Here is a 16,650-nt window from a genome sequence, read left to right on the forward strand (position 1 = left end):
TTATTCCGCAAGGTGTTGTCAAGCGTTTTGTGAAAATATTTTTGAGGTTTTTTTGAACCTATACACAGTAAAGGTTTGAGCTGCTGATTTCCGAGCCTACCTCCGCTGGCTGACTCCTCTTTCCGGGAAGGGGTCTTTTTTTTGGGCAAGATTAGACTTTTCAGGGGAGTATCTACCGCGCATGGGTAGAATATCTTTACGTGTAGTGTAGCTGTTATATGTATATATAGATTTTCGATCGCCCGCTTATGAAAAAACCTGCCGCTCGCCCTAGTGCCTTATTCATTACCTGCGCTTCACTGCTGATCGCTTGCACTCAGACGAACACTCCCCAGACATCGACTACAGTATCTCCAGGTACTTCGCCATCTCCGGCAACTTCGCCACAGGGTTCGGCCGCGGGGAACTCTACCGCTATTCGCGTTGGGGTTGGGGTGGCGCAAACTAGCAATGTGGCTTTACTGGGTCAGGAACAGGTGGCTGGCGCGAAAATTGCTGAGAAGTATTTCAACGATAAGGGCGGTGTGGATGGGACGCCGATTAAACTGGTCTTCCAAGATACCGGTGGAGATGAACAAGGGACGATCAATGCTTTCAATACTCTGATCAATCAGGATAAGGTGGTAGGTATTGTGGGGCCGACCCTCTCGCAACAAGCTTTTAGTGCCGATCCGATCGCCGATCGAGCAAAAGTTCCCGTACTCGGACCATCCAACACCGCTAAAGGCATTCCCCAGATTGGCGATTATGTGGCCAGAGTCTCCGCGCCTGTGGCCGTGGTAGCACCAAATGCAGTTAAAGCCGCACTGAAGCAAAACCCCAATATTAAAAAAGTAGCAGTGTTTTTTGCTCAGAATGATGCTTTTAGCAAATCTGAGACTGAAACTTTTCAGACAACGGTTAAAGATATGGGGCTGGAATTGGCAACAGTCCAAAAATTCTTGACTACTGATACAGATTTCCAATCTCAAGCCTCTAATGGGATAAATGTCAAGCCGGATTTAATCATTATTTCTGGGTTGGCCGCCGATGGAGGCAATTTAATTAAGCAGTTGCGGGAGTTGGGCTACAAAGGCGTTATCATTGGGGGCAACGGTCTGAATACTTCTAATGTATTTCCTGTTTGCAAGGCTCTTTGCGATGGGGTTTTGATAGCCCAAGCCTACAGCCCGGAATATCAGAATGAGATTAATAAGGCTTTTCGTGATGCTTATCGCGCTCAATTTAAGAAAGAACCGCCTCAGTTTAGCGCTCAAGCTTTTACTGGTGTACAAGTTTTTGTTGAGTCATTAAAGGCAATTAATGCTAAGTCTAAGGTTAGCGAAAAGCCATTGGCAGAGTTGCGTACAAATTTGAATCAGCAGTTGTTGGGTGGCCAGTACGATACGCCTTTGGGGGAAATTTCTTTTACGCCTGAAGGTGAGATTAATCAGAAAGAGTTTTATGTGGCAAAGATAAAAATGGAGGCGGATGGCAATAATGGTAAGTTTGAGTTTTTGAAATGAAGGCACGACACGGATACACAGATGAGTTATTGAGTGTGAGTCTGAAGTCACCCCCCCTGCACCCCAAGGGGGGAAGTCAGAAGTCAGAGTAAAAATTGGGCGTTGCTGATTCACGGTATGAATCAACTTTTCGCTTGATGTTACAAAACTCACCCTACTTGGCTTCTAGCAATTACGAAATCTTGAATTCATACCTGTATTCGGAAAGGTCAAAAATTGTATGCTGTTTGTTTTTGAATAATTTAATGTTGATGCCGAATCTCTAACTGGTGATGGACTTAACTCTGTTTTTGCAACAATTTTTGAATGGTTTGTCGATCGGCAGCGTGTATGCTATTTTTGCCTTGGGATACACGCTGGTGTTTTCTATTCTCGGAATTATTAATTTTGCTCACGGTGCAGTATTTACTTTGGGTGCTTATTTCACCTATGCGCTGATGGGAGGTACTTTCGGTTTTAATGGGTTGTGGGCTAATGCTCGAATTCCCCTGCAGTTGCCTTTTGCTGTGGCGTTAATTTTGGGAAGTGTCATGGCTGGTTTGGTAGGAGTAATTGTTGAACGAATTGCTTTTTTGCCTTTGCGCCGCCGACTCTCTGATCCTCTGCTGACGGTGGTTTCTAGTTTGGGTGTGGCAGTTGCGATCGCCAATATTATCCAATATCTTGTCGGTGCGGAAATTTACACTTTTCCTGCTAACACTTACGGCTATTTGCCCGCTGCCATTAACTTTGGGACTGTGGATAAACCAATTCCGATTCGTACTGTTCAAATAGTAATTTTTGTGGTGTCAGTTGCGATTGTAGCTGTCTTAACTTACTTAATAAATTTTACTAAATTTGGCAAAGCAATGCAGGCTGTGGCTGAAGATGCCACTACTTCTAGTTTATTGGGTATTGATACTGATAGATACATTGTTTTGACGTTTTTTGTGAGCAGTTTTCTGGCTGGCTTGGCGGGGAGTTTGGTGGGTTCTAGTGTGAGTATTGCTGGGCCGTATTTTGGTATTGCTTTTGGTTTGAAGGGTTTGGCGGTGATTGTACTTGGTGGATTAGGGAGTATTCCTGGGGCGGTTTTGGGTGGGTTTATCATTGGTTTGGTGGAGGCTTTTGTACCTGGAGATTTTTCTGCTTATAAGGATGCTGTTGCTTTTGCCATATTGTTTATTATGCTATTGGTGAGACCGCAGGGTTTGTTTGGACGGCGTTTAATTCAGAAGGTGTAAGTTAGTTATATTAAATCCGGTTACATCAGACTGATTAAACCGCAGAGGAGGCCGAGAAAGAGAAGAGAGAAATGAATAATTCGGATGCGAATGGATTTGAGATCAAGTAGGTATTTAAGTATGTTTATAATTTAAGATAAAGCTATGGCTGCATTTTTTACTACTTATGGGTTTTTGATTGTCTCGGTGTTGGTAGGTGCAATGTTGGGAATGTCGCTATATTTGCCTCTAATGACTGGACAGTTATCTCTGGCTAGCCCTGGTTTTTATGCTTTGGGTGGGTATATTGCGGCGATTTTGTCTACAACAGTGTTTCAAACGACGGGTAGTTTATTTCCACTGCCGTTGTTGTTATTGGAGATGATAATTGCAGGGGCTGTTTCGGGGTTGCTGGGTATTTTAGTGGGAATTCCGGCGCTGCGGTTAAGCGGGATTTATTTGGCGATCGCAACTATTGCTTTTGTGGAAATTTTGCGGGTTTTATCGCTGAATTTAGATATCACTGGCGGGGCTGTGGGCATTTTTGGGATTCCGCAACCGTTTGCGACGCCGATCGAGTATTTGTGGATTGTACTACCTTTACTGTTGGTCAGTATGGCGATTGTCTATCGGCTGGAACGGATTCGGGTGGGGCGGGCTTTTGCGGCGATTCGGGCTGATGAGTTGGCGGCAAATGCGATCGGCATTAACCCAACTTTTTATAAGGTTTTGGCTTTCACGTTAGGTGCTGTTTTAGCTGGGGTTGTGGGTGCAGTTAGTGCTCATTTCCTGAATACTTGGAACGCCCGTCAAGGTACTTTTGATGCTAGTATTATTTACTTAACTTCTGTGTTGATTGGTGGTAGCAGAAGTTTTTTGGGAGCAGTTTTGGGTGGGATGGTGTTTACTGCTTTACCGGAGGTTTTGAGGGGGATGGCGAGTATTCAGGGATTGCCGGTTTGGTTGGCACAATTTCTGCGGGATGGGCGGTTAATTATTTTTGGGTTGCTGATTGTTTTGGGGACGATATTTTTTCCGCAAGGTTTGGTTACGCCGGAGTTGTTGAAGAAATTTAAAAAAGGCGATCGTACTTCTGTTTAAAATTAGATTTTTGGTAAAGAAAGGTGTGGCATCCCCACTCCTTATCGATCGCCTATCTATAAAAAAAGTAAGGGACTATCGCATCCACACTTTTTATCTATCGCCTATCTATAAAACCGTGTCTCACAGATCGCTTATGATAAATGTATCCTCGTATGTCTGGGAGTTTAAACTATGTCTCTCACTGAGTTAATTCCTTTGGTGAACAGTCTGAGCCAATCAGACAAATTATCACTCTTCAAACTCCTAGCTGTGCAGATCCCAAAGGCTGAACTACAAGTTATCTTTTCTGGATCCGAGTATCCGGTTTGGTCGCCCTACGACGCAACGGAAGCTGCAAACATTCTGATGCAGATGATCCGGGATGACCGAGAGGCATCTACTCATGCCTAGTACGATCGAGTTTCCCTTTTCTGACGATGAAGCATTACCCACGATTCCCATCACTCGCTCGTCATGCAGGCTTTTCTGTCTCCGCGAATTCACTGCTAGATACTGGGTCTGCGGTCAACCTATTACCTTATGACATAGGGCTGCAATTGGGTGCAATTTGGGAGGAACAAACTATCCGCTTGCCATTGGCTGGAAATCTTGCAAGGGTTGAGGCGCGGGGTGTATTTATGCACGTTCAAATTGGGAATCTGGAACCAGTTCGTCTAGCATTTGCCTGGGCACAATCCTCTCAGGTGCCCTTAATCCTTGGACAAACGAATTTCTTTCGAGAATTTGATGTTTGTTTTCAGAGATCGCGATGTACGATCTACTTGAATGACGTGTAATTCATGAGGATATTGGATTGACAAAAGTTGTAAATAGGCTTCAAAACAAACTTTATCTAAATGCGAAAACTCCCAAAAAAAACTTTTTCCGCTAGGGAGCGATACCGCCCCATACAGCCAAAAACACTCAAATTTCCATTGATGCTTCCCCATAGGCTTTATGCCTGAAAGCGTCAGCTTGCGTCGTCGAATTGTATGCAGCCCTAAACGAGTTTCATCACTACACCAAAAGGTGACTTTTTTATATTTGTTTACTTGAGGTAAAGCTTTGTTTAGTAAAGCTTTTATCTGTTGATGCAAGTTATTTTTGAATTCCTTAATCGCCGTAGATTTCTGAGAAATACTCCGAGGTCTTGGAATTTTTAATTTACTTTTTAATTCCCCTCTTACTAAAGAATAGACAGCCGGGTAACTACTGGCTATTCCTTTAATCAACCAGAGCCAAAGATGAACTTCTTTATAACTCTTAAATCCTTCTGGGTCTCTCAACTCTTGTTGCAATGCCACTGCTATTTCAACTGAGAACTTTTTTGGGCGACCGAAAACCTGCCTATTTTTTAACAAATTTTCCAGACCGCCCTTTCTATATTGGGAGAGGCAGCGATGAATCGTTGCCTCACTTTTACCTAAAACTGCGGATACTTCCCTCACAGTTTCTACTTGTTTTGACTGAAATAAATAAAGCATTTGAACTTTGTTATAAGCTAAGATTTTTTTTTGCTGTTTGAGGATTTCTCGTAAATTTTCTGCAGATTCGGTAATCTTTATATGAGGACGACCAGACATTGTAATTCTCGCCTTTACTTTTTACACAAGTCTATCACGTCTTTAAAAAAATGGTATAAAACCCACAATTATCATAAACCTGCCCCTGCCCACCGACTACAAACAATTTCGATCGTGGTTAATCAAAAAAACATGGTATTCTGCCAAAGCTTAATACTTTTATCACTGCTGCAGCTAGCCAAAAACTCTCCTTCCGGGCTAAAATTAACAGAATAGACAGAGTTATTGTGACCCGCAATATTACAAATTTCTTGACCGTCTTTCACTCGCCAAATCTTGATAGTTTGATTGCTGCTGCTAGCCAGAATCTCGCCATCGGGACTAAAAGCAATCGAATCAACATACCAAGAATGTCCTGTGATAGTTAAAACTTCTTGCCAATCTTTGACCCACCAAATCTTAATAGTATTGTCATGGCTACCACTAGCCAAAAACTCTCCATTGGGACTAAAAGCTATGCAGCGAACGGAGTCTGTATGACCTGTAAGTGTGCGAATTAGCTTCCCATCTTTAACGCGCCAAATCTTGATTGTTCTGTCCCAACTGCAACTAGCAAGAGTTTCGCCATCCGGGCTAAAAGCAACAAAATAAACTAAATTAGTGTGACCCGCAAGCGTGCGAATTTCTTGCCCGTCTTTGACTCGCCAAATCTTGATTGTTTTGTCCCAACTGCTGCTAGCAATAATTTCGCCATCGGGACTGAAAGCTGCGCTGTAAACTGAGTTAATGTGACCGATCAGGGTGCGAATTTCTTGTCCATCTTTCATCCGCCAAACCTTGACAGTTTTGTCGTGGCTGCTGCTGGCTAGCATTAGTCCGTCAGGGCTGAAAGCTACTGTATAAACCGAGTTAGCGTGTCCTGTGAGGGTGACAATTTCTTGCCCGTCTTCAACTCCCCACAGCTTGATTGTTTTGTCATCGCTGCCGCTGGCTACAACTTCTCCGTTGGGGCTGAAAGCAACAGAGTAAATTAAGTTTTTGTGGCCTGTTAGGGTGTGAATACATTGCCAGTTATAGGTTTGCTGTTGGGACTGGGCAGATGTTGGGGCGGGTTTGACTGGCTTGGAATTTGTTTGAGGAATGGCTAGATCGATCGCAACTTGGGGATTAATTTCTTTTAATACTTCAACAGCCGTTTGATAGCGGCGGTTGGTAGCATTTTCAATCATTTTGTCTAAAATTTTCCCGAGTTGTTCACTCACCGGGTTATTGGCCAAATACTGCCACCAGATCCAGGCATCTTCACCCGGATCGAACAGGTCAAAAGGGGAAACTTGAGTTAGCAAGTACAAACAAGTTACGCCTAAACTGTACAAATCGCTGGTAAAAAATGCTTTGCCTCTAGCTTGTTCGGGGGCGATGTATTCGGGGCTGCCGATGCTGGTTCCTGTTTTGAGTAATGCTGTACCTGTAGCAATTTTGGCGGCGCCAAAGTCTACTAGAACTAATTGTTTGTCGGCGCGGCGGATGATGTTTCCGGGTTTGATGTCTCGGTGAATAACGTTGTGGGAATGGATGAAGTGAAGAACGGGTAATAAGCTATTGAGTAAGTCTTGAATTTGATTTTCTGTAAATCTGCCTTCTGTTTCTACAATTTGTGCTAAATTTTGCCCGTCGATAAATTCTTGGACTACATATTGTCTGCTGTCTTGGATGGAATAGGCTAATAGTTCGGGAATTTGAGGGTGTTTGCCCAATTCGTCTAATCGCATTGCTTCTTGTTCAAAAAGTTCGGCTGCTTTTTTGCTGTTGCGATTGCTTGCTGATGGGATGAGTGGGGTTTCTGGGGGTAAAAATTGTTTGATGACGCAGCGGGGTTTTGAGGGTTTGTCTTCGTCAACGGCGAGGAATGTTCTACCAAAACCGCCTTGTCCGATCGCCTTTATAGCCCGGTAGCGATCGCGCAACAGCAGTTTTGAACGGCAATTTCGGCAAATTTTGGCTGCGGGAGGGTTTTGTGGCTTGGAACAGTTGGGATTTAGGCAGTAACTCATTCGATTTTAGATTGCGGATTTTTGATTTTAACTTTTTGAATATTTCCACAGCGCAGTAGATATTATACCTCATTAGCTTTTTAGGAACTGGCTAGAAGCCCATTCCACAAGAAATTCACTCTTTGTGGAAGGGGCTTCTAGCCAGTTAAGCGAGAATGGTGATCTGGGCGTGAGTTCCGGAGCACCTTACTATATATGCCAGTTGCGTCAGTTCTGTTTTAGAAGTTCCACATAACGGGGTTATCGTCTAAATGATCGGTGACTGTTCGCGCGATCACGTCAATCTCTTTTAATTCCTCTTCACTCAATTTTACCTCAGCAGCTTTAGCATTTTCGGCTGCTTGTTTCCAGTCACGCGCGCCGACAATTGCATTTGTTTGTGGCTGGGAAATCAACCAGGCTAAAGCTAAGTTGCCCAAGCTTGTCTGGTGGCGATCGGCAATTGGCCTGAGTTGATTTAATGCTGTTTGCACTCGGTCGTAATTTTCTTTGATGAACAGCTTATTTTTAGCGCGGTGGTCGCCTTCTTCAAACTTGTGTTCTGGCCCGAATTTACCTGTCAATATTCCTTGAGCTAGAGAGGAATAGGCAATGATTGAGATATGATTGTCCACACAATAGGACATAGCATCTTTTTCTACCCAGCGCCAAAACAGAGAATATGGCGGTTGCAAGCTGTCGATGCGTCCGTATTGGGCGGCTTCTTCTATTTGGGTACGGGAGAAGTTGGAAACGCCGATCGCGCGAATTTTTCCCTGTTCTTTTAACTTGTTCAGGGCGTCCATTGTTTCTGCAATTGGCACTAACTCGGAATTCCAACTGCCAGCGGGCCAGTGGATTTGGTAAAGGTCGATATAATCGGTGTTGAGGTTTTTTAGCGATCGATCGCACGCTTCGATTAACAAATCGGGTTTCAGGTGGTTGGCGAAAACTTTGCTAGCATAAACTACTTGCGATCGCATATCTGAAAGTGCTTGACCGATAATTTGTTCCGAATGCCCTTCTCCATAAACCTCAGCCGTATCAAAGGTGGTAATACCTGCCTCAAAAGCGGCGCGCATTGCTTTGACAGTTTCAGCATCCTCAATTCCCACCCACATCCGCTTCCCAGCTTGCCAAGTCCCCATAATTATCGGGGTAATCTGAATTTGTGATGTTCCCAATTGTCGCTTTTGCATACCCTAAGTCCTCATTTATATTTTTAGTATTCACCCTCAAGCTCTCTAATCTTAACAGAAAAAAGTTGGGTAGTCATGCACAGTAATTCTATCATTTATTTTGCAATAAAGTGTGATGTACAAAGTTAAAAACTAAAAATGGGATAATCTCACTTTTGCACCTAAAGATCGCGAATTAAATAACTTACAATTTTAATTGTTATTGTGGGATGGGCGTCCCACTTTCAAGAGTGGAAGTTATTTAATTCTCAATCCTAAGCTAGAAATTGGAGCTAGGAGTCAGGAGCCAGTAGGAAACAAGTCAAAAGCAAGAAGGAAGAAGCCAGACAAAGTGTTTTTAGAATATGAAGTTTTCCCATTATGGTAGTCTAAAACTACCTTGTAAAGCAATAACTTAATCTTCTAAAATCACTTCTGCATTTTGTGTTGCTTGAGAACTTTAGCGGGACTGATAAATGAAATGCCCTGAGAAGAAGAGGTACTAATCATGACAGCTTCAATGACAGGATCATAAACCGTTTTTTCTGCAACCCACTCCACAATAAAGTTTGCACCTGAGCCTCCACTTGTATCATCTGCTGCAATAAAAAAGTCTGTGGAAGCAAGCGGCTTGAGTTCTACTGGACTCTTAATGTCCTGCCTAATCAATTTCCCATCATTATCGTAGTAACGCACCGAAGTGATAATAATTGAATTTGTCAGATCCGTATTGCGGATACTGAGCGTCGCTGACAAATTCATAACATTATCCTGGCTATTGTAGTGATAAATATGTGAGTAAATAGGGACATATACGGTTTGTCCCATCACAACTTTTGTTTGATCTAACGGGACTGCTCTCAGTGAGGTTTCACGTTTTGTATCAGGTTGTTGTCTTGGTGAGGTAGTTTGGTCTGAACAAGAACTCAGGACGATCGCCCCTAGCGCCCAACCAACCCAGAAATCATGTTTCAACTTCATCGGCATTCATCCAAATACACCACATACATTGCAGTTACGTATAAAGCAGAAAGCAGAGTGCACCTTCTCTCTCGTTTGAGGCGGCTTAGTGATAAGGTTTGAGTGGCAGTTCAACCTGGAAAGTTGAGCCTTTGCCCACTGCACTTGTCACCTGTATTTGTCCGCTGTGTGCCTTGACAATTTGTTCGACGATCGCTAACCCCAGCCCAAAGCCTCCACTCTCCTGCGAGCGATCAGTGTCTACTCGATAGAAGCGATCGAAAATATAGGGTAAGTCCGCTTCTGGAATACCGATTCCCGTATCGATTATCTGAATGACTGCCAAATTGGAATGAAGAACTAGGCGTATCTGTATAGTTCCGCCAACGGGAGTATATTTACAGGCATTGTAAAGCAAGTTTTCGACTACTTGCCGTAGCAAATCAGGATCAGCCAATAATTCAATCCGTTGTTCCGGTGATTCGCAGGTTAGTTTGATATTTTGGACTTCTGCAAGTGCGAGAAACTGGGTTGCTAAATTGCTGAGGAACTCGTTGAGATTGATTAACCGGAGCGATTCCGGCGCTAGTCGCCCCTGATGCCGAGCTAACAGCAGCAAATTATTCACTAGCAGTCCCATTGATTTCGCACTGTCTACAATGTTTTCCAAGGGGGGGTGGTAGCGCGAGTCATCAGTCGCAATCATTAACCCAAGCTGGGCATTGGTGAGGATGGCAGACAGGGGCGATCGCAACTCGTGAGAGGCATCGGCTGTAAAGCGTTGAAGCTGTTGATAGGCTTGCCGAATCGGTTGCATGGCCAGCCCACTGAGAAACCAACCTGTGAGGGCAATTAAGCCCAGTGTCAGCGGGACAGCGAAAGTGAGCACAATCTGAAGCTGAGTAAGCCTGTTTTGAGTTTCTGTCAGGGGAGTTGCAACCTGAAGATAACCGAGTACCCCAGTTCTACCTTCAACGGGTAATGTCACCTGACGCAGCCAGATTCCTGTTCCCAAAAGTGGATCGGTCGATCGAACTGTGAGATAACCAAAGGGCGTATTTAACTGCTCTGATGAAGGAGTCCCAAAAAAACGAACTAACCGCCTTTGTGCGTTATACCAGCGTACATAAATCAGATCTTCTGCAAGCGGATGAGACCCACTGCCTAACAGGGAGACATGACTCAGATCGACCTGGCTCTGGTTTTTGCGAACTTCATAATGTACGCTGGCAGCCATGACTCTAGTCTTGTCATAGAGCAGTCGGTCAAGGGCTTCTAGTTTATCTTTTACCTCAATCTGGTAAATCACCCCTGCAAACAGCACGAGAATGCTTCCCATGGAGAGGGTGAACCAACGAGCCAGATTGCGACGACTTTGATTAAACATGACTTGCCTTCACGATCGTTACTTTTCAGGGGAAGTGAGGCGATAACCCATACCGTAAATGCTCTCAATCCAGTCTGCCGATCCTACAGCCTGCAAGCGTTGGCGGAGTTTGCGAATTAGAACCGTAATTGCATTGCTCTCTGGTTCAGTCCCCCACTCCCACACAGCTTGTTCAATCTGATTCCGAGTCAAAACCTGTCGAGGATGACGCATAAAATACTCCAACAACTGAAACTCGCGACTGGAGAGGGAAACAGTTGCACCTTGTCGCTCAACAGTCAGAGTATCGAGGTGGAGTTGTAGATCCTCAAGGCTGAGCGTATCTCCTTGCCAAAGGGGCGATCGTCGTCTTAATGCCCGCACTCGTGCCATAAATTCAACCAAATCGATCGGTTTCACCAGGTAATCATCTGCACCTGCGTCTAAGCCTGTCACTTTTTCTGGCGTGGTATCTCTTGCCGTGATCATCAAAATCGGCGCTGTTTTCCCTGCTGCTCGATATTGACGACAGAGATTTACCCCACTGATATGTGGCAACATCCAGTCCAAAATCAACAAATCATATTCTTTTTCTGATAACAGCCACTGTGCCGTCTGTCCATCTTTTACCCCATCCACGCTATGTCCTGCTTGAGACAGCACTGTTTGAAGTGGCATCAGTTGCTTTGGATCGTCCTCCACCAGCAAAACTCTCATATCTCGGCTCGCCTCCTTCGCAGCTTGCAGTTTTAAGAATTATTAGAGTTTGAGGCGATTCGCGTATCTTCTTTAAGCTAGATTTTAGGAGATATCCAGTTGTATTAAAGTGCCAATATAGCAATCCTAAATGATTCAGATAAATTTGTAGGGGTAGTGCTAAGAGTGACTACCCCCTATCTATCGGGCAACCACGGGAGGATTGCCCCTACAATAATTATGCAAATGATTTAGGATTGCTATAGATAGTAAGAGCCTCAGAATGAATGGGAAAGAATAACGGATGATTAGACGTTGGCTGCAAGTCTCAGGCGCAGAGTTTTGGTTGCCATTGCCGTTTGTGGCGATCGCGTTTTGGGTTGGTTCCAGTTTCCTAATGGCTCAAGAATTACAACAACCCCAGATAGTAAAGAATAAACTTCAGGCAGATACCCAGCTTAAAGCAACGGTGTCTGTCAATATATTGCTGATCAACGCGGTGATTAACCGAAAACAAGGAACCACCCAGGTTGCGGTAGAAACAGCAGAACCCATTTTGAAGCGATTGGAATTAGAATTGCCAATGACTGACGCAACCCAGATAGAGGCAGCGATCGCGCAAGAACTACAGTTATCGCGTCAAAATGTTCGCCAGTTAGTCCGTTACGAAATCGTTGAATAAGTTTATTGTTTCAATATTGCGATCGCATCCAGCCAAATAAGGTTGTTAAATTTATAAGTTTCCTCGCTGCGATCGAGCAATTCCTCAAGCAGCAAGAAGCGTCCAATACTCTTGCTGCTTGAGGATTAAAAACTACTGAGTAACGATTTCGTTATTGATGGAAACATTCGCTGCAGTTTGCCGAGCAATTTGTTCTGCCAATGCTTTTTGTTCTGCCGTTTGAACGCGCCCTGTTAACACAATCGAATTATCCCGATCGTCTGCGTCCAAATCGAATTGCTTGAGGGTACTATCGGAGTCTAAAGCCTCTTCTACGCGATCGGCAATATCGTCAATGTCTTGATTCTGAGGCGTCTGTGCGGTCGTGGTTGCAGGCGCTGGAGTGGTTGGAACAGTCGTATTTCCAGTGGCAGTTGTGGGAGCAGAAGTAGATGGAACAGTTGTCTGCGAAGTATTAGGGGAGGTGCAAGCACCTAAACCCAAAATTGCAACAGTGCTGACGCTGATTCCTTGCACCAATAGCTTTAATAATTGCATATTCTTTGTTTGTTTTGTTTGTTGTGAAACGCAATTTTGCCGATAAAACTCAGGATGAAGTCTTTGAGCATTTCAACTTAACCAGTGAATGTAAAAGAGTTCATCTATCAAAAGTAATGTTTTTGAGAAGCCTATTAATAAAAGGCAACAATAAATCAAATCCAGTGAACTAAGGTTGGCAAATCTATAAGTTATCTTAATCGGTTCTCTGCCTAAGTATAGGGAGCAAATGTGATCCAAATGTGAGTAACAGAAATTAGTCGCTCACTTTTCCCTCACTTTCATCAATGACGCTAGAAATAAGACGAAATAATAAATAAGCAGTTGGCTTGACCAGAAACGTTATGACTGCAACCAATGTAGAAAAATTAGTAGAACACTCTTGGCATCACCTCTCTGTCGAGAAAGTGGCTCGGATTTTAGAGACTGATCTGGAAATAGGTCTATCTTCTGAGGTGTCAGCCGAACGGCGCGAGATCCTCGGCCCCAATCAACTAACGGCTCAGAAGCAGCAAAGTGCCTGGTTGCGATTTTTTCAGCAACTGAATCAGCCGCTAATCTACATTTTGTTAGCTGCTGGGATAGTAACAGCATTTCTGAAAGAGTGGATTGATTCAGGGGTAATTTTTGGGGTTGCTCTGACGAATGCCACCATTGGTTTCGTTCAAGAGTCAAAGGCAGAGAATGCGATCGCCGCTTTAGCAAAATCTGTTGCAACTGAGGCAACCATTCTCCGCCACGGTCAAAAGCAAGTGGTTTCATCCAGTGAACTGGTTCCTGGCGATCTCGTCTTGCTGTCTTCTGGGGATAAAGTGTCTGCGGATCTGCGACTGATCGAAGTCCGTGACTTACAGGTTGATGAATCAGCGTTAACGGGAGAATCTGTCCCGGTTCAGAAGCAATCCCAGGCGCTAGAGGCAGACGCTGCACTGGCCGATCGCACGAACATGGCGTATACCGGCAGCCTGGTAACGTTCGGACAGGGACGCGGACTGGTCGTCAGCATTGGTGACATGACCGAGACCGGACACATCTCCCAACTCATGCAGCAAAGTAGCACACTGGAAACGCCACTGAGTCGCAAAATTGACAAATTTAGCAAAACCTTGCTCTATGTCATTTTAGCTTTGGCTGCCTTCACCTTTGCAGCAGGCATTGCCCAGAGATTTTCTTGGGTTGAGGTGTTCAAGGCATCTGTGGCACTTGCAGTCAGCGCAATTCCTGAAGGCTTACCCGCGATTTTAACGGTGACACTGGCGATCGGGGTTTCGCGGATGGCAAAGCAGCACGCCATTATTCGCAAACTTCCGGCAATTGAGACGCTGGGGAGCACCACCGTGATTTGTTCTGACAAAACCGGAACCTTGACTGAGAATCAAATGACAGTTCAAGAGATTGATGCCGGTGGAAAGCGATATCGGGTTAGCGGTGGAGGATATGCACCAGACGGGGAAATTTCTGTAAATGGACATTCCGTTGACTTGACGATCGCACCTGCCTTATATGAATGCCTGCAAGCAGGACTGTTGTGCAACGATTCGCATCTAGAAGTGCAGGATGGAAACTGGACTGTAGTCGGTAGTCCAACGGAAGGGGCGCTGGTTGCGGTAGCCCAAAAAGCGGGGTTAATTACTGAGAAACTGGAAGAATCGCTTTGCCGGCTCGATACACTGCCGTTTGAATCTCAGTTTCAATACATGGCAACCTTACATGACGATCGTCCAGAACGGTTGATTTATGTCAAGGGTGCAATTGAGGCAATTCTGAAGCGGTGTCACCAGATGCTCAATGAAGAGGGAGAGGCGAGATCCCTCAACCCCGCGCCGATCGAGCAAACCGTGGACAGAATGGCGAAAAAAGGGTTACGAGTTCTGGCACTTGCTAAGAAAGTTGTACCCGCTTCTCAATCTTCAATTGAGCATTCTGATATTGAGCAAGGGTTAACTTTTCTGGGCCTGCAAGGCATGATCGACCCGCCTCGCCCCGAAGCGATTCAAGCGATTCAAGCCTGTCGATCTGCGGGAATTCAGGTCAAGATGATTACGGGCGATCATGCCAAAACAGCAGCAGCGATCGCGCACCAAATGGGACTAAATCAAACCCAAGAGGCTCCCGTTTTTACCGGTCAAGAACTCGCTCAAATGAACCAGCAGCAATTCGCCAATGCTGTTGAACAAAGCTGTGTATTTGCTCGTGTCGCACCAGAGCAAAAGCTCCGCATTGTCGAAGCACTTCAGTCTAAGGGCGAGATTGTGGCGATGACTGGAGATGGAGTTAACGATGCTCCCGCCCTGAAGCAAGCTGACATTGGGATAGCGATGGGTATTACAGGCACCGAAGTTACAAAAGAAGCAGCGGATATGCTGTTGACAAACGACAACTTTGCTTCGATCGAGAAAGCAGTTGAGGAAGGACGCACGGTTTATAAGAATCTGCTGCGGGCGATCGCCTTCATCCTGCCCGTGAATGGTGGAGAGTCCATGACCATCTTGATTGCCGTACTTCTGGCAACCCCGCTACCCATTTTGCCAGTACAAATTCTCTGGCTGAATATGGTCAGTTCAGTTGCGTTGAGTTTACCGTTGGCATTTGAGCCGGCCTCTCCCGATGTCATGCAACATCCACCTCGACCGGCCAATGAACCGCTGCTGTCTCGCAGGCTGACGGCTCGCATTCTGACAGTTTCAGTATTTAACTGGATTGCGATCTTTGGGATGTTTGAATGGATCGTCCAAACCACAGGCAATGAAGCTCTAGCCCGAACGATGGCAATTCAAGCATTGGTGGCGGCAGAAGCTTTTTACCTATTAAGCATCAGTCGCTTCGTTCCGGCTATCGTCGCCAAACTACGCGGTAAAGATGAATCACTTGGGTACGCGGTAGCGATCGGCATTGCGGCTATTTTCATTCTCCAATTCCTGTTTAGCCAATGGGGCATTATGAATCAGTTATTCGACACAGAAGCTTTGGATCTAATCCAAGGCTTAATTTGTATCGGATTCGGACTGCCAATGATTCCTTTGTCAGCTTTGCTAAAGCGTTTTGCACCTCTGAACTAAGTGGTTTTTGTGATACGGCTATTGCCAGCAACTTTACACACTATTTACCAAATTTGTAGCGTTGAATATTAAATATTTCTCATGAATTACCAAAACCTCAAACGTGCTAGCGGTCTATTTACTAATCATCGAAACGCAGAGCAGGCGCTAGTTGAGCTAAAAAGCCGGGGCTTCCCCATGCACAAGATTTCAGTGATTGCTAAACCTTCTGACAATAATGATTTGGACTCTCTGGGCGTGAAGCAAATTTTAATGACAAGAGCAGCAGGTGCACAACTAGGCGCGATCTTAGGCAGCATACGACTAGGTTCACTAGCCTTAATTGTTGGACTCAGCAGCCTGCTAATTCCCGGTATTGGTCAGGCATTAGCCGTGGAAAGCATTTTAGCAACTTTCTTTGGAAGTGGGATTGCTGCAACTGCTGGCGGTTTATATGGCGCACTTCAAGGATGGTTGGTGCCAGAAGAACAAGCAAGAATGTACAATGACAGATTTAACCGGGGGGATTATTTGCTCGTCATAGAGGCAAGAGAAAATGAGATCGTGATTGCTGAACCAGTCCTTAAACGTTGGGAGATTCTGACGTGGCGTGTCTGTGATGCTACCTAAGTTCAAGGTCAGAAAGGACGATTACCTTCGAGGAATTTAGTCCCGCGAATCAGAACGTCCAACACCCACTCAAAAATTGGAAGGTCGATGATTTTGGGCGATCGCTCTCCTATTCCTGACATACGGATAGACAACTTCCAGTAAGTAGTTAGACAGAATTAATTACACAAATACATAGTAGAATGATATTCCAGGCAAAATTATGAGTTAATTAGAA

Annotated in this window: 14 protein-coding genes; 7 read left to right on the top strand and 7 right to left on the bottom strand. The window is 44.8% G+C overall.

Going from position 1 to position 16,650, the window contains the following annotated elements; genetic code table 11:
* Positions 1 to 248 precede the first annotated feature (248 nt).
* The 4 genes from QUA24_RS25055 (at position 249) to QUA24_RS25070 (ending at position 4,201) form a co-directional block, all read left to right on the top strand.
* Complete coding sequence (locus tag QUA24_RS25055; RefSeq protein WP_333232943.1) at positions 249 to 1,505, top strand: ABC transporter substrate-binding protein; 1,257 nt, start codon at positions 249 to 251, stop codon at positions 1,503 to 1,505.
* Between the two features lie 272 nt (positions 1,506 to 1,777).
* Positions 1,778 to 2,728 (top strand): branched-chain amino acid ABC transporter permease, encoded by a 951-nt coding sequence (locus QUA24_RS25060; RefSeq protein WP_333232961.1) that lies wholly within the window; start codon positions 1,778 to 1,780, stop codon positions 2,726 to 2,728.
* 144 nt (positions 2,729 to 2,872) lie between these two features.
* Entirely contained in the window at positions 2,873 to 3,808 is a 936-nt protein-coding gene (locus QUA24_RS25065; RefSeq protein ID WP_333232945.1) for a branched-chain amino acid ABC transporter permease, read from the top strand.
* Between the two features lie 174 nt (positions 3,809 to 3,982).
* Positions 3,983 to 4,201, top strand: coding sequence for a hypothetical protein (locus QUA24_RS25070; protein WP_333232947.1), 219 nt, complete (start codon positions 3,983 to 3,985; stop codon positions 4,199 to 4,201).
* A 299-nt stretch (positions 4,202 to 4,500) separates the two neighbouring features.
* Here the strand turns inward: QUA24_RS25070 and QUA24_RS25075 are convergent, their stop codons facing one another.
* The 6 genes from QUA24_RS25075 to rppA all read right to left on the bottom strand — a co-directional run bounded on the left by QUA24_RS25075 (position 4,501) and on the right by rppA (position 11,567).
* Positions 4,501 to 5,373: an IS630 family transposase gene (locus QUA24_RS25075; protein ID WP_333232948.1), complete on the bottom strand. Its 873-nt coding sequence runs from the start codon at positions 5,371 to 5,373 to the stop codon at positions 4,501 to 4,503.
* 122 nt (positions 5,374 to 5,495) lie between these two features.
* The gene (locus QUA24_RS25080) at positions 5,496 to 7,367 is read right to left on the bottom strand and encodes a serine/threonine-protein kinase (protein WP_333232950.1); all 1,872 of its coding nucleotides are present in this window, start codon (positions 7,365 to 7,367) and stop codon (positions 5,496 to 5,498) included.
* A 218-nt stretch (positions 7,368 to 7,585) separates the two neighbouring features.
* A complete protein-coding gene (locus tag QUA24_RS25085) occupies positions 7,586 to 8,545 on the bottom strand; it encodes an aldo/keto reductase (RefSeq protein WP_333232951.1) in 960 nt (319 codons plus the stop codon).
* 408 nt (positions 8,546 to 8,953) lie between these two features.
* Positions 8,954 to 9,505: a DUF3124 domain-containing protein gene (locus QUA24_RS25090; protein WP_333215056.1), complete on the bottom strand. Its 552-nt coding sequence runs from the start codon at positions 9,503 to 9,505 to the stop codon at positions 8,954 to 8,956.
* An 85-nt stretch (positions 9,506 to 9,590) separates the two neighbouring features.
* Positions 9,591 to 10,871: a HAMP domain-containing sensor histidine kinase gene (locus QUA24_RS25095; protein WP_333232953.1), complete on the bottom strand. Its 1,281-nt coding sequence runs from the start codon at positions 10,869 to 10,871 to the stop codon at positions 9,591 to 9,593.
* 18 nt (positions 10,872 to 10,889) lie between these two features.
* Positions 10,890 to 11,567, bottom strand: coding sequence for a two-component system response regulator RppA (rppA, locus tag QUA24_RS25100; protein ID WP_333085832.1), 678 nt, complete (start codon positions 11,565 to 11,567; stop codon positions 10,890 to 10,892).
* A gap of 283 nt (positions 11,568 to 11,850) precedes the next feature.
* Here rppA and QUA24_RS25105 point away from each other — a divergent pair, with 283 nt between their 5' ends.
* Positions 11,851 to 12,228 carry a hypothetical protein gene (locus QUA24_RS25105; protein ID WP_333085833.1) on the top strand — a complete coding sequence of 126 codons (378 nt, stop codon included), beginning with the start codon at positions 11,851 to 11,853 and terminating at the stop codon, positions 12,226 to 12,228.
* 132 nt (positions 12,229 to 12,360) lie between these two features.
* On the opposite strand, the gene QUA24_RS25110 is transcribed toward QUA24_RS25105, so the two are convergent.
* The gene (locus QUA24_RS25110; protein WP_333232955.1) at positions 12,361 to 12,765 is read right to left on the bottom strand and encodes a BON domain-containing protein; all 405 of its coding nucleotides are present in this window, start codon (positions 12,763 to 12,765) and stop codon (positions 12,361 to 12,363) included.
* Between the two features lie 344 nt (positions 12,766 to 13,109).
* On the opposite strand from QUA24_RS25110, the gene QUA24_RS25115 reads away from it, so the two are divergent.
* Both QUA24_RS25115 and QUA24_RS25120 read left to right on the top strand, forming a co-directional pair.
* The gene (locus tag QUA24_RS25115) at positions 13,110 to 15,824 is read left to right on the top strand and encodes an HAD-IC family P-type ATPase (protein ID WP_333232957.1); all 2,715 of its coding nucleotides are present in this window, start codon (positions 13,110 to 13,112) and stop codon (positions 15,822 to 15,824) included.
* A gap of 81 nt (positions 15,825 to 15,905) precedes the next feature.
* Entirely contained in the window at positions 15,906 to 16,433 is a 528-nt protein-coding gene (locus QUA24_RS25120) for a hypothetical protein (protein WP_333232959.1), read from the top strand.
* Positions 16,434 to 16,650: the final 217 nt, after the last annotated feature.

The sequence above is a fragment of the Microcoleus sp. Pol12B5 genome (assembly GCF_036701335.1).
GTDB lineage: Bacteria > Cyanobacteriota > Cyanobacteriia > Cyanobacteriales > Microcoleaceae > Microcoleus.

Coding starts and splice junctions, on each gene's coding strand:
- QUA24_RS25055 (WP_333232943.1), top strand. CDS start 249: ATGAAAAAACCTGCCGCTCGCCCTAGTGCCTTATTCATTACCTGCGCT.
- QUA24_RS25115 (WP_333232957.1), top strand. CDS start 13,110: ATGACTGCAACCAATGTAGAAAAATTAGTAGAACACTCTTGGCATCAC.
- QUA24_RS25095 (WP_333232953.1), bottom strand. CDS start 10,871: ATGTTTAATCAAAGTCGTCGCAATCTGGCTCGTTGGTTCACCCTCTCC.
- QUA24_RS25060 (WP_333232961.1), top strand. CDS start 1,778: ATGGACTTAACTCTGTTTTTGCAACAATTTTTGAATGGTTTGTCGATC.
- QUA24_RS25080 (WP_333232950.1), bottom strand. CDS start 7,367: ATGAGTTACTGCCTAAATCCCAACTGTTCCAAGCCACAAAACCCTCCC.
- QUA24_RS25105 (WP_333085833.1), top strand. CDS start 11,851: ATGATTAGACGTTGGCTGCAAGTCTCAGGCGCAGAGTTTTGGTTGCCA.
- rppA (WP_333085832.1), bottom strand. CDS start 11,567: ATGAGAGTTTTGCTGGTGGAGGACGATCCAAAGCAACTGATGCCACTT.
- QUA24_RS25070 (WP_333232947.1), top strand. CDS start 3,983: ATGTCTCTCACTGAGTTAATTCCTTTGGTGAACAGTCTGAGCCAATCA.
- QUA24_RS25065 (WP_333232945.1), top strand. CDS start 2,873: ATGGCTGCATTTTTTACTACTTATGGGTTTTTGATTGTCTCGGTGTTG.
- QUA24_RS25090 (WP_333215056.1), bottom strand. CDS start 9,505: ATGAAGTTGAAACATGATTTCTGGGTTGGTTGGGCGCTAGGGGCGATC.
- QUA24_RS25110 (WP_333232955.1), bottom strand. CDS start 12,765: ATGCAATTATTAAAGCTATTGGTGCAAGGAATCAGCGTCAGCACTGTT.
- QUA24_RS25085 (WP_333232951.1), bottom strand. CDS start 8,545: ATGCAAAAGCGACAATTGGGAACATCACAAATTCAGATTACCCCGATA.
- QUA24_RS25075 (WP_333232948.1), bottom strand. CDS start 5,373: ATGTCTGGTCGTCCTCATATAAAGATTACCGAATCTGCAGAAAATTTA.
- QUA24_RS25120 (WP_333232959.1), top strand. CDS start 15,906: ATGAATTACCAAAACCTCAAACGTGCTAGCGGTCTATTTACTAATCAT.